General features: G+C 35.4%; 12 protein-coding genes. 8 read left to right on the plus strand and 4 right to left on the minus strand.

Going from position 1 to position 12,390, the window contains the following annotated elements; translation table 11 throughout:
* Nucleotides 1-67: 67 nt before the first annotated feature.
* The 4 genes from FGF67_RS01495 to recA all read right to left on the minus strand — a co-directional run bounded on the left by FGF67_RS01495 (nucleotide 68) and on the right by recA (nucleotide 3,657).
* Nucleotides 68-1,540, minus strand: a complete 1,473-nt coding sequence (locus FGF67_RS01495) for a PorP/SprF family type IX secretion system membrane protein (RefSeq protein WP_139694680.1) — start codon at nucleotides 1,538-1,540, stop codon at nucleotides 68-70.
* Nucleotides 1,541-2,083 (minus strand): RNA polymerase sigma factor, encoded by a 543-nt coding sequence (locus tag FGF67_RS01500; protein ID WP_139694681.1) that lies wholly within the window; start codon nucleotides 2,081-2,083, stop codon nucleotides 1,541-1,543.
* A 33-nt stretch (nucleotides 2,084-2,116) separates the two neighbouring features.
* Nucleotides 2,117-2,545, minus strand: coding sequence for a hypothetical protein (locus tag FGF67_RS01505; RefSeq protein WP_139694682.1), 429 nt, complete (start codon nucleotides 2,543-2,545; stop codon nucleotides 2,117-2,119).
* Between the two features lie 110 nt (nucleotides 2,546-2,655).
* Nucleotides 2,656-3,657, minus strand: coding sequence for a recombinase RecA (gene recA / locus FGF67_RS01510; protein ID WP_139694683.1), 1,002 nt, complete (start codon nucleotides 3,655-3,657; stop codon nucleotides 2,656-2,658).
* A 317-nt stretch (nucleotides 3,658-3,974) separates the two neighbouring features.
* Between recA and trhO the strand changes: the two genes are divergently transcribed.
* The 8 genes from trhO to FGF67_RS01550 all read left to right on the plus strand — a co-directional run bounded on the left by trhO (nucleotide 3,975) and on the right by FGF67_RS01550 (nucleotide 12,281).
* Nucleotides 3,975-5,048 (plus strand): oxygen-dependent tRNA uridine(34) hydroxylase TrhO, encoded by a 1,074-nt coding sequence (gene trhO, locus FGF67_RS01515; protein ID WP_139694684.1) that lies wholly within the window; start codon nucleotides 3,975-3,977, stop codon nucleotides 5,046-5,048.
* Nucleotides 5,049-5,058: 10 nt separating this feature from the next.
* Nucleotides 5,059-6,303, plus strand: a complete 1,245-nt coding sequence (locus tag FGF67_RS01520; protein WP_139694685.1) for a peptidase U32 family protein — start codon at nucleotides 5,059-5,061, stop codon at nucleotides 6,301-6,303.
* The gene (locus FGF67_RS01525; protein ID WP_139694686.1) at nucleotides 6,303-6,533 is read left to right on the plus strand and encodes a ferredoxin; all 231 of its coding nucleotides are present in this window, start codon (nucleotides 6,303-6,305) and stop codon (nucleotides 6,531-6,533) included. Before FGF67_RS01520 ends, FGF67_RS01525 begins: the two co-directional genes overlap by 1 nt.
* Before the next feature lie 150 nt (nucleotides 6,534-6,683).
* On the plus strand, nucleotides 6,684-7,964 hold the full coding sequence (locus FGF67_RS01530) for a PSP1 domain-containing protein (RefSeq protein ID WP_139694687.1): 1,281 nt from the start codon (nucleotides 6,684-6,686) through the stop codon (nucleotides 7,962-7,964).
* Nucleotides 7,951-8,451 (plus strand): gliding motility lipoprotein GldH, encoded by a 501-nt coding sequence (locus FGF67_RS01535; RefSeq protein ID WP_139694688.1) that lies wholly within the window; start codon nucleotides 7,951-7,953, stop codon nucleotides 8,449-8,451. The genes FGF67_RS01530 and FGF67_RS01535 overlap by 14 nt, the downstream gene beginning before the upstream one ends.
* 8 nt (nucleotides 8,452-8,459) lie before the next feature.
* Complete coding sequence (locus tag FGF67_RS01540) at nucleotides 8,460-10,805, plus strand: penicillin-binding protein 1A (protein ID WP_139694689.1); 2,346 nt, start codon at nucleotides 8,460-8,462, stop codon at nucleotides 10,803-10,805.
* Between the two features lie 118 nt (nucleotides 10,806-10,923).
* A complete protein-coding gene (locus tag FGF67_RS01545; protein ID WP_139694690.1) occupies nucleotides 10,924-11,625 on the plus strand; it encodes a CoA transferase subunit A in 702 nt (233 codons plus the stop codon).
* Between the two features lie 2 nt (nucleotides 11,626-11,627).
* The gene (locus FGF67_RS01550; protein ID WP_139694691.1) at nucleotides 11,628-12,281 is read left to right on the plus strand and encodes a CoA transferase subunit B; all 654 of its coding nucleotides are present in this window, start codon (nucleotides 11,628-11,630) and stop codon (nucleotides 12,279-12,281) included.
* Nucleotides 12,282-12,390: the final 109 nt, after the last annotated feature.

The raw sequence follows: 12,390 nt of genomic DNA on the forward strand, positions 1-12,390 counted from the left end.
GGATGAGCAGTTTTTTTGTTTTGATTGTTATATAAACAACAATCAAAACTCAGATTTAACCGAAAATCTAAAACTTTATAGCAAAGCCGGTATAAATACCAATGAAAAATGGCGTAAAATTACCCGACGTATTTTTAAAGGTGTTAAACTGATATTTAAACATGGGTTCTAAGTTTAAATCAACCTTTTTGGTGAATTTATAGTTAAGTCCGAAACCTAAATTGGCACTATAACTTGTGCTGTTAATATTATTAGCTTCCCCTAAATAATCACGCTGCCCATTTTGGTTTTCACGATGAATTTCATTATCACTCAAAAAGAATGAACTGAAACCACCAATAACATTAATACCTAGTCTACTATTTGATATAGCATACTGAATTTCTAATGGAATTTCAATGTAGCCTAGGTTTTGGTTAATAGTAGTATTTGAGGTGGAAAAGGTTTCGGGTGAAACAATGTTTAAAGTTTCTTTGCTTGCAAAAGACACACTTTCGTTATTTTTATCAACCGTATTTACATTTTGAAGCGCACTGCTAGAGGATCGGCTAGACTGATATACAATAACATTATTAGTATTATAGCCTAGGTTAACTTTGTTAATACCAGATCGAATTTTAATTTTGTCATTAATGGCATAACTTGTTGAAATACCATAGCTCATATTAATATCACCTGATTTAGGGTTTCTATTAAACTGCTCATCAATAGAGGAGCCATCACCTAACGTGCTAAAGTAAACAGGCGCAGCGTTTGGGGCAACACTCCACCTGTTATTTGGTTGTTTTTCTTTTTCAGTTAAGACTTTATTGTTTTCAATAGCTTCTTCAATGGTTAAGGTGTTCGTATGATTTTTTTCTCTTTCGTCTTTTTTATTTATAGAATTATTCAATGTTTCAGATTCAGATGATGCCACACTATTATTTTTTGATGCCTCTTGAATAAATGCTTTTACTTCATCTTTATTGATTAAAATAGCAGATGCTTTAGAAGGTGCTTGATTTACCTGGTTTTTAGTAAAAGCAGTTTGATTTTTTAACTGAACACTTGTTTTTATAGAGGTTTTATGTCCTACATCTTCAGAATCTGATGGGTTTTTTGCATTCTGAAGCGTATTTTTTTGAATATTCTGTCGTATAATACTTGAATTTGATTTGGTACTGGAAACACTAGAGTTGTTTGAAGCTACCGAAGTAGGGTGCGTAACTGGTGTTTCAACAGAATCTGTACTAGTTGGCTTAGACAACTCATCACTAATCGCATTTATATGTGTAGAGGTTGATGGGTTGTTTTCAGTATCAACAATTTGAAATTCCTGTTCAGTATCTGTATCATTAAATATTAAAGTTCCAACGGTAAATAAAAGAGCAAGTAAGGCTGCAATACCAGCATAACGCCACCAAATAGGAATAATACGACGTTTTTTCTTCTTTTCGTTTAATTGGGCCTCAATATTGTTCCAAACAGCATCATTAGGTGTGGCTTCAAAGTCTTTGAAACGTTCCTGAAATATTCTGTCTATATGTTTTTTTTCGCTCATTTATAATGATTGCGATTGTTCGCTATTGTTTTCCTGGTTGATATGCTGTTTCAAAATCTGTCTAGCTCTGGCTAAATTTGATTTTGAGGTGCCAATAGTAATGTTAAGCATATCTGCTATGTCTTTATGCGAATAACCATCTAGAACATATAGGTTAAACACCAATCGGTATCTATCAGGTAATTCTTGTATAATTTTTAGAAGGTAATCAAGTGATAAGGATTCATCATCAATCTCTACTTCATCATCTTCTATTTGGTTCTCACTAATAAGGTCAAAAACTTTTTCACTTCTATACCGTTGTAATACAGTGTTAATCGTGATACGTTTTATCCAGCCCTCAAAAGAACCTTTAAATGTATATTGTTCAATTTTTTTTAAAATGACCAGAAATGCGTCTTGCAAATTATCTTCAGCTTCAACACGATTTCTTGAATACTTTAAGCACAAAGCGAATAGTTTGTTAGCATATAGCTTATAAAGTTCACCTTGTGCTTTTGTATCATTAATTTTACAATTTTCTATGAGTTGCTTTAAACTCAAGTGGAACATGTATTAATTAATAAATCTTTTTTACTAGGCGCTAGGACTAGTAACTACTGGTACTTCAATTATAATAAATTGATCTTCGCCTTCTTCATCTTCACCTTGCCAAAACTTAAAGATGTATGACCCGTTACTAGTAACGGTAAAATTAAACGTTTGTTCTACCAGTTCATCTTCTAGTGCTTCACAATTATCTTTATCAAAAACAATGTCTATCGGCGCTACAGTTCGTTCATTATTGTCTTTTGCATAATAAAATTCAGAAAAACTGTGGCACGTTGATGGTTTAAAGTAAGAGATGGTTATGGGGTAAGTTTCTCCCAATTCAAACTCATCAGGAATTTCAACAACAGATTCAACGGGTAAAACTTCAAGCCTAAAATTTGGATGATCGTTATTGTCTGTGCTACACGACAAAAATAATACAAGTGTTAGGCAAATAAAAACTAATCTTTTCATAATTAATAAATTCAGGGTTTTAATACATGTTTATATGTTGTAGATGTTTATGAAAAGGAAAGGTTGCGTAGAGGTAAAAAAAAATCTCGCTTTTGCGAGATTTTTATGGTTTATTCTTGTGAAACAGCCAGCCTGACTTTTTCTTCCAGTTCATCCATGAGTTCTGGATTATCTTTTATTAAGGCTTTTACAGCATCTCGTCCTTGGCCTAATTTAGTTTCGTCATAACTAAACCAAGAGCCACTTTTTTTAACGATTTCATATTCTACAGCTAAATCTAGAATTTCGCCAACTTTTGAAACGCCTTCACCATACATAATATCAAATTCAGCTGTTTTAAATGGTGGTGCTACTTTGTTTTTTACCACTTTTACTCTGGTTTTGTTTCCTGATACGTTACCATCAGATTCTTTTATTTGTGTGGAACGTCTTATGTCTAGTCTTACCGAAGCATAGAATTTCAAAGCGTTACCACCAGTGGTAGTCTCTGGGTTTCCAAACATAACCCCAATTTTTTCTCTTAATTGATTGATAAAAATTACAGTACAGTTGGTTTTGCTAATTGACGCCGTAAGTTTTCGTAATGCTTGCGACATCAACCGTGCATGTAGTCCCATTTTAGAGTCGCCCATTTCACCTTCAATTTCACTTTTAGGAGTTAATGCAGCAACAGAGTCAATAACCACTATATCAATAGCTCCAGAACGGATAAGGTTATCGGCAATTTCTAGGGCTTGTTCACCATTATCTGGCTGAGATATAATTAAATTATCGATGTCAATACCTAGTTTTTCGGCATAAAATCTATCAAAGGCATGCTCAGCATCAATAAAAGCAGCGATACCCCCTGTTTTTTGAGCTTCAGCAATAGCATGTAAAGTCAGTGTTGTTTTACCTGACGATTCTGGACCATAAATTTCAATAATTCTACCACGCGGATACCCACCAACGCCTAAAGCAATATCTAACCCCAATGAACCAGAAGGAATGGCATCTACATCTTGTATTGCGGCATCACTCATTTTCATTACTGTTCCTTTTCCGTAGGCCTTATCTAGTTTGTCTAAAGTAAGTTTAAGTGCCTTTAATTTAGCGTCTTTTTCACTGCTCATTTATCAAATGTTTTATTGAGATTATGCTCGCTAAAATACTACATCTTTTATCATGACACAATAATAGTTTTCAACATAACGAAATGTCTCATGATGCTAAATTTTTTAAATAAATTAGAAAAAAATACGCAACCTATTTTGATGTAGTGCATCCAAATGATAACGGCGTTTTAATTTTAAAACTAGGTTGACTAACTCATATTAAAGCACTTAAGCGTTGGTTTGAGTGCTTTTTTTATGGAATAAATTGTAAGGCGTCTTTAAAATTGTATTTTTGCAGCCTTATAAAATCTTTTAACTTAAAAATTTAGTATAGCATGCAACTGTACAATACATTAAGTGCAAAAGAAAGAGCAGCGTTAATCGAGAAAGCAGGAAAGGATCGGTTAACACTATCTTTCTATCAATATGCCAAAATTGAAAACCCTCAGGAATTTAGAGACCACCTTTTTGTTGTTTGGAACACATTAGATGTTTTAGGCAGAATATATGTTGCTCATGAGGGGATTAATGGGCAATTGTCACTTCCCGCTGATCGGTTTAATGCCTTTAAAGCACACCTAGATACCATCGATTTTTTAAAAGGTATTCGACTAAATATTGCCGTAGAGCAAGATAATATGTCGTTCCTAAAACTAAAAGTTAAGGTGCGACACAAAATTGTGGCTGATGGTTTGAATGATGACACGTTTGATGTGACCAATAAAGGTGTTCATGTAAACGCTGAGACTTTCAACACATTAATTGAAGATGAAAAAACCGTTTTGGTTGATATGCGTAATCATTATGAAAGTGAAATAGGGCATTTTAAAAATGCGATTACTCCAGATGTTGATACGTTTAGAGAATCTTTAGATATTATTGAAGCAGATTTAAAAACACACAAAGAAGACAAAAACCTTGTGATGTACTGTACAGGTGGTATTCGTTGTGAAAAGGCCAGTGCCTATTTTAAACACAAGGGCTTTAAAAATGTATTTCAGTTGGATGGTGGTATTATTGAATACACCAGACAAGTGAACGAAAAAACGTTGGAAAACAAGTTTATTGGGAAAAACTTTGTATTTGATGAGCGTCGCGCTGAAAAAATCACAGATGATGTTATTGCACAATGTCATCAATGTGGTGCACCGTTTGATGTACATACCAATTGTGCTAATGATGCCTGTCATTTATTGTTTATTCAATGTGATGCCTGCAAGGAAGAAATGAATAATTGTTGTTCAACTACCTGTAAAGAAATTCATGCGCTGCCTTATGAAGAACAAAAGGCCTTAAGAAAAGGCCAGGGAAATAGTAATGATATTTTCAAAAAAGGACGCGCCAATCATTTGCCTTACAAGAAAGATTTAAGAAATATTTTTGAAACCTTAAAGGTTGATAGATCGTAACGTTACAGCTATGCAAAAAATAGAATTAATGGCTCCAGCAGGAAATTTTGAATCGCTGCAAGCCGCTTTAGATAATGGTGCCGACTCCATATACTTTGGTGTAGAACAATTAAATATGCGTGCCAGAGCATCCATCAACTTCACCTTAGATGATTTGGAGGATATTTCAAAACGCTGCAAAGCTAAAAATGTAAGAACGTATTTAACCTTAAATACTATTATATACGATCACGATTTGTCCATTATAAAAACTTTGATTAACAAAGCTAAGGAAGCTGATATCACGGCTGTAATAGCTATGGATCAGGCTGTGATTATGGCTGCGCGTGAAGCTGGTATGGAGGTGCATATTTCTACACAAATCAATATAACCAATATTGAAACCGTTAAGTTTTATGCCATGTTTGCCGATACTATGGTGCTTAGTCGTGAATTAAGCCTGCGTCAGGTAAAAAAGATAACGGAGCAAATAGAAAAAGAACAAATTAAAGGACCTTCAGGAAAATTAGTAGAAATAGAAATTTTTGGTCATGGCGCCCTATGTATGGCGGTTTCTGGAAAATGTTATATGAGTTTACATTCTCAAAATTCATCGGCTAATAGAGGGGCTTGTAAACAAAATTGCAGAAAAAAGTATACGGTTATTGATCAAGAAACTGGGTTTGAGATGGAACTTGATAACGAGTACATTATGTCTCCAAAAGATTTGTGTACTATTGATTTTTTGGATGAGGTTGTTGATGCTGGAATCAAAGTATTAAAAATTGAAGGTCGAGGTCGAGCACCAGAATATGTAGCAAAAGTTATAAGATGTTATAGAGAAGCTATTGATAATATAGAAAACGGAACTTACAGTAAAGATGACGTTATTTCGTGGATGAAAACCTTAGAAACTGTTTATAATCGTGGATTTTGGAGCGGTTATTATTTGGGGCAAAAGCTTGGCGAATGGAGTAAAGGTTCAGGGTCTCATGCCACACAAAAGAAAGTTTATATAGGCAAAGGCACACACTTTTTTCCAAAAGCTCAAGTGGGTGAGTTTAAAATAGAAGCTTATAATATTAATATAGGAGATACCATTTTGGTGACAGGGCCTACCACAGGCGCTCAAGAGATGGAAGTAACAGAGCTTTTTGTGAATGATGAAAAAAATGATCAAGGTATTAAGGGCGATATGGTAACTATGAAATTACCTTTTAGAATTCGTCAATCAGACAAACTGTACAAGATTGTTGAAAATAAAGTAGAAGCTTAATGGTGGTTGTAACTTTACAACGTAATAAATGTATTGGTTGCAATTATTGCGTAGAATTGGCTCCCAATCAGTTTCAAATGTCAAAAAAAGATGGAAAAACCGTGTTGCTGCACGCCAATAACAAGAAAGGTTTTTTCACGTTAAGATCAAATGATGAATTGATTTTTGATGCTTGTGATAATGCTGCAAAAGCATGTCCTGTAAAGATTATTTCGGTGAAACAAGTTTAAACATTTAATAAAAGGGATGTTTTGAAACAAAATCATAATTCAAAACTTAACTTTTTAAGTCCTGAGAATAATCATATATTTACAAATTAAATAGTTTTAAGAACCTTCATTCGCATAATCTAAATTATTAGCGGATTCAATATATAAAATATGGCTTGTGCAAGTTGCTCAACTAAAGATGGCACTCCAAAAGGCTGCAAAAATAATGGTACTTGTGGAACAGATAGTTGTAATAAACTAACTGTTTTTGACTGGTTAGCTAATATGTCTCTTCCCAATGGTGAAGCACCTTATAATTGGGTTGAAGTACGTTATAAAAACGGACGCAAAGAGTATTATTATAACGCAGAAAATCTCACGCTTAGTATTGGTGATATTGTGGCCACACAAGCAAAGGCGGGGCATGATATTGGCATGGTTACTCTTACAGGGGAGTTGGTGCGTATTCAAATGAAACGCAAAAAGATATCAGACAATTTTAAGGAAGCTTTAAAAATTTATAGGAAAGCCAGCCAAAAGGATATTGATATTTGGCAAGCCGCTCGTGATAAAGAAGAGCCTATGAAAGTGAAGGCGCGCCAGTTTGCTATAGATTTGAAGCTTCAAATGAAGATATCAGATATTGAGTTTCAGGGTGATGCCAGTAAGGCTACGTTTTATTATACGGCCGAAGAGCGTGTAGATTTTAGAGAATTAATTAAGGTGTTTGCACGTGAATTTAGAACGCGTATTGAAATGCGTCAAGTTGGCTTCCGCCAAGAGGCAGCAAGACTTGGAGGTATTGGGTCTTGTGGTAGAGAGCTTTGTTGTTCTACATGGTTAACAGATTTTCGTTCTGTAAGTACATCTGCCGCACGTTATCAGCAATTATCTCTAAATCCTCAAAAATTAGCCGGACAATGCGGCAAGTTAAAATGCTGTTTAAACTATGAGTTGGATACCTATCTTGATGCTTTAAAGAGTTTTCCAAAGTCTGATACTAAGTTACACACCGAAAAAGGAATTGCTGTATGTCAAAAAACAGATATTTTTAAAGGACATATGTGGTATGCTTATGAAGGCGAATGGATGAATTGGCACAAAATTACTACAGAGCAGGCTAACGAAATTATCGAATTAAATAAAAGCAACAAAAAAATTACCAGCCTTGAGGAATACGCTTCAGATCTTATAGAAGATGATAAGGCAACATTTGAAAATGTGGTTGGACAAGATAGTTTAACACGCTTTGATAGTCCAAAACGTAATAAAAAACGTAGAAATAATAGAAGGCGCGATAATAATCAGGGGGGTAACCAAAACAAAAACTCACAAAGTAAAGCCGCCGTTACCAAACCTGATGATAACAAGCCTAAACCTAATCAGAATAAAAGAGCTAAAAACAAAAGAAGAAAACCTAAACCTCAAAACAATAAAGATGCTTCAAAATAAGACGTTACTATTCTTGTTATTAGCTGTTTCTTCTTTGGTCGTGTCTTGCGACTCTAATCGTGTTTTTGATGCTTATAAGGCAGTTCCAAACAAATGGCATAAAGATTCAGTTGTTAGTTTTAAATTAACCCCGCCAGATTCTACAAATGCTTATAATTTATTTGTGAACTTAAGAAACACCAATGCTTACAAATACAATAATCTATTCTTGATTGTTGAAATGGTTTTTCCGCATGGTAAAACCATTAAAGATACCTTAGAATACAGAATGGCAGAGCCTAGTGGCAAACTTTTAGGTACGGGTTATACTGATGTAAAAGAAAATAAACTTTGGTATAAAGAAGGCGTAGTTTTTGCGGAATCTGGTGAATATACCGTAAATATTCAGCATGCTATGAGAGAACATGGTAAAGTTAATGGCGTTAAAGAACTAGAAGGCGTTACTGATGTTGGCTTTAGAGTAGAACATATCACTAGCAATAATTAAAAAATTACATGGCAAAGGCAAAAAAGGAAACAAAATCAGAACAAGACTTTTTAAAATATATCCGATGGTTTTGGATATGCTTTGCAGGAGGGTTGGTCACTCTTTTACTGTTATTTCTTATGGCTTCTTGGGGTATTTTTGGAGAGATGCCAGATCACACGGTGTTAGAGAATCCTAAAACTAATTTAGCCACAGAGATTATTTCTTCTGACGGGCAAACTCTGGGTAAGTTTTATTTTAATGATAATAGAACGCCTGTTAGTTATGATGAACTGCCTCAACATTTAGTAAATGCTTTAGTGGCTACAGAAGATGCTCGTTTTTATGAACACTCGGGTGTTGATGCTAGGGGAACATTAAGAGCAGCTGTAAAACTTGGTCGTGGCGGGGGGGCTAGTACTATTTCCCAGCAGTTGGCAAAACAGTTATTTCATGGTGAAGGCTCAAAAAATATCATAGAGCGTGTTCTTCAAAAATTAAAAGAGTGGGTTATTGCCATTCGTTTAGAGCGTCAATATACTAAGGAAGAAATCATGGCGCAGTATTTTAATATTTATGACTTTGGTAATAATGCTGATGGTATTAGAAGTGCTTCAAGAATTTACTTTAATAAAGAACCAAAAGAATTAGAATTAAAAGAATCTGCTATGTTGGTAGGGATGTTTAAAAACTCGTCCTTATACAATCCTAGAAGAAATCCTGTAGGTGTAAAAAACAGAAGAAATGTTGTGCTAGCTCAAATGTATAAATACGATTATATTGATGAAAAATTGAAAGATTCATTGCAGCAAACAGAATTAGATTTAGATTACTCACCAGAGTCACATCGCGAGGGAATTGCGACCTATTTCAGAGGGTATTTAGATGGTTTTATGAAAGACTGGATAAAGGATAATCCTAAACCAGATGGTTCTAAATGGAATCTATATAATGATGGTTTAAAGATTTATACCACTATTGATTCGCGTATGCAAAAGCATGCAGAAGATGCTGTACAACAACATATGCCAAGGCTTCAGGCAGAATTTTTTAATCAAAACACACCAAAACGCAATCCTACAGCACCATTTTTAGAGTTGGATCAGAGTGAAATTGATGCTTTGATGCGTCGCGGCATGCGTCAGTCTGAACGTTGGCGTCATATGAAATACGATTTAAAAAAGTCAAATAAAGAAATTGAGGAATCTTTCCAAAAACCAATACCAATGACGGTTTTTGTATGGGAAGATGGAAAGCCATCAGAAGTTGACACCATCATGAAGCCTATGGATTCTATGCGTTATTATAAATCTTTCTTAAGAACGGGCATGATGTCTATGAATCCACAAACAGGTCACGTGAAAGCCTGGGTAGGAGGTATGAATTACAGGCATTTTCAATATGATATGGTAAAACAAGGGAAACGTCAAGTAGGATCAACATTTAAGCCTTTTGTTTATGCCTCGGCGATTGATCAGTTGCACTATTCGCCCTGTGATGAATTTCCTGACACACCTTATTGTATAGAAGCTAATAAGTATGGTAATCCTGAGGAATGGTGCCCCAAAAACTCTGGCGGTGAAGATGATTATGGAGGCACCCGAACTTTAAAAAATGCCCTGGCCAATTCGGTGAATACAATCACAGCGCGACTCATTGATAAAGTGGGACCGCAAACGGTTGCCGACTTAGTAAAGAAGATAGGGGTAACATCAGAAGTATTACCTGTTCCTGCAATTGCTCTAGGTGTTCCAGAGATTAGTGTTTATGAAATGGTAGGAGCTTACTCAACTTTTGCAAATAAAGGGGTGTATACCAAACCGGTTATGGTAACCAGTATTGAAGATAAGAACGGTACTATTTTGTATCAGTTTAAACCAGAAAGTAAAGATGTATTGAGTGAGGAGGCTGCTTATGTCACCGTAAAACTTATGGAAGGGGTTACCCAATCAGGTTCAGGAGCACGATTAAGAGGAAGCGGACGCGATAAATACCGGGCAGATTATAGAGAAGTTGTTACCGGGTATCCGTATGAATTTACTAATCCTATTGCTGGAAAAACAGGAACCACGCAGAATCAAAGTGATGGTTGGTTTATGGGTATGGTTCCTAATTTGGTAACTGGCGTTTGGGTTGGTGCTGAAGATAGAGCCGCCCACTTTAAAACCATAACATATGGGCAAGGAGCGTCTATGGCCTTACCCATTTGGGGTATTTATATGAAAAGTTGTTATGCCGATGAAGCATTGAATATTTCAAAAGCCGATTTTGAAGCACCAGAGGAGCTTACTATAAATGTAGATTGTTCTGTGGTTGAAGAAGATGCTTCGCAAGTTCAAACAGAAGAAAAGCTACCAGAAGAACTTGAATTTTAATAGCGTTTTACATTATAACATAAAAAAACCATTCCTTTTGGAGTGGTTTTTTTATTCGCATTATTTTTAGGGTATTATTCAATTATTCTTAAATTTATATGGAATAAAATGAAAAATAATGATTAACAAAAAAGTAAATAATGTTCAGGAGGCTTTAAAAGGTGTAACCAATGGTATGACTTTTATGCTAGGGGGCTTTGGTCTTAGTGGTATTCCTGAAAATGCAATAGCGCATTTAGTTACATTGGGCATAAACCAACTCACTTGTATTTCCAATAATGCTGGGGTTGATGATTTTGGTTTAGGGCTATTACTTCAGAAAAAACAAATCAAAAAAATGATATCCTCTTATGTTGGGGAAAACGATGAGTTTGAAAGACAAATGCTATCGGGCGAGTTAGATGTAGAATTAATTCCTCAAGGGACTTTAGCAGAACGCTGTAGGGCGGCACAGGCAGGTATGCCGGCTATTTATACACCTGCTGGATACGGTACTGAAGTGGCTGAAGGGAAAGAAACCCGTGAGTTTGATGGAAAAATGTATGTTTTAGAGCACGCTTTTAAGGCAGACTTTGCATTTGTTAAGGCTTGGAAAGGGGATGAGGCTGGTAATTTAATTTTTAAAGGAACAGCTAGAAATTTTAATCCCAATATGTGCGGTGCGGCTAAAATTACGGTAGCTGAGGTGGAACAAATGGTACCTCTAGGAACACTAGATCCTAACCAAATACACATTCCAGGTATTTTTGTACAACGCATTTTTAAAGGGGCTGTTTATGAGAAACGTATTGAACAATTAACTTTAAGACAACGCGATTAATTATGTTAGATAAAAATGGTATAGCAAAACGTATTGCAAAAGAAGTTCAAGATGGGTTCTATGTAAATCTTGGAATAGGCATTCCTACACTAGTAGCAAATTATGTACGAGATGATATAGAGGTAGAGTTTCAAAGTGAAAATGGGGTGTTAGGTATGGGGCCGTTCCCGTATGAAGGCGAAGAAGATGCTGATGTGATTAACGCAGGGAAGCAAACTATTACCACATTACCTGGAGCTAGTTTTTTTGATTCTGCCATGAGTTTTTCAATGATTAGAGGTAAGCACGTAGATCTCACTATTTTAGGCGCAATGGAAGTCGCTGAAACTGGTGATATTGCGAATTGGAAAATTCCAGGTAAAATGGTGAAAGGTATGGGAGGCGCTATGGATTTAGTGGCGAGTGCCGAAAACATTATTGTGGCCATGATGCATACCAATAAACGTGGCGAATCTAAATTGTTAAAAAAATGTACATTACCGCTTACTGGTGTTGGCTGTGTAAAGAAGATTGTCACTAATATGGCTGTTATTGAGGTAGTAGAGCAAGGGTTTAAGTTATTAGAGCGTGCTCCAGGTGTTTCGGTTGAGGCTATTAAACAAGCTACCGAAGGCCATCTCATAATAGAGGGTACTATACCCGAAATGAATATTTAAGGCATTTGTTTTTTTAAAAACAGACGAAATACAGTACATATGTTAAAAAAATATGTATTTTGTCGATTTAATATGTTTTTAATCGTTATTATTGCTGAAGTTTACGATA

This window comes from Allotamlana fucoidanivorans (genome assembly GCF_006265225.1).
In the GTDB taxonomy this organism is placed as follows: Bacteria; Bacteroidota; Bacteroidia; order Flavobacteriales; family Flavobacteriaceae; genus Allotamlana; species Allotamlana fucoidanivorans.

Excerpts from the sequence above, each read along its gene's own strand:
- FGF67_RS01495 (WP_139694680.1), bottom strand. The coding sequence starts at position 1,540 with ATGAGCGAAAAAAAACATATAGACAGAATATTTCAGGAACGTTTCAAA.
- FGF67_RS01505 (WP_139694682.1), bottom strand. The coding sequence starts at position 2,545 with ATGAAAAGATTAGTTTTTATTTGCCTAACACTTGTATTATTTTTGTCG.
- recA (WP_139694683.1), bottom strand. The coding sequence starts at position 3,657 with ATGAGCAGTGAAAAAGACGCTAAATTAAAGGCACTTAAACTTACTTTA.
- trhO (WP_139694684.1), top strand. The coding sequence starts at position 3,975 with ATGCAACTGTACAATACATTAAGTGCAAAAGAAAGAGCAGCGTTAATC.
- FGF67_RS01520 (WP_139694685.1), top strand. The coding sequence starts at position 5,059 with ATGCAAAAAATAGAATTAATGGCTCCAGCAGGAAATTTTGAATCGCTG.
- FGF67_RS01525 (WP_139694686.1), top strand. The coding sequence starts at position 6,303 with ATGGTGGTTGTAACTTTACAACGTAATAAATGTATTGGTTGCAATTAT.
- FGF67_RS01530 (WP_139694687.1), top strand. The coding sequence starts at position 6,684 with ATGGCTTGTGCAAGTTGCTCAACTAAAGATGGCACTCCAAAAGGCTGC.
- FGF67_RS01535 (WP_139694688.1), top strand. The coding sequence starts at position 7,951 with ATGCTTCAAAATAAGACGTTACTATTCTTGTTATTAGCTGTTTCTTCT.
- FGF67_RS01540 (WP_139694689.1), top strand. The coding sequence starts at position 8,460 with ATGGCAAAGGCAAAAAAGGAAACAAAATCAGAACAAGACTTTTTAAAA.
- FGF67_RS01545 (WP_139694690.1), top strand. The coding sequence starts at position 10,924 with ATGATTAACAAAAAAGTAAATAATGTTCAGGAGGCTTTAAAAGGTGTA.
- FGF67_RS01550 (WP_139694691.1), top strand. The coding sequence starts at position 11,628 with ATGTTAGATAAAAATGGTATAGCAAAACGTATTGCAAAAGAAGTTCAA.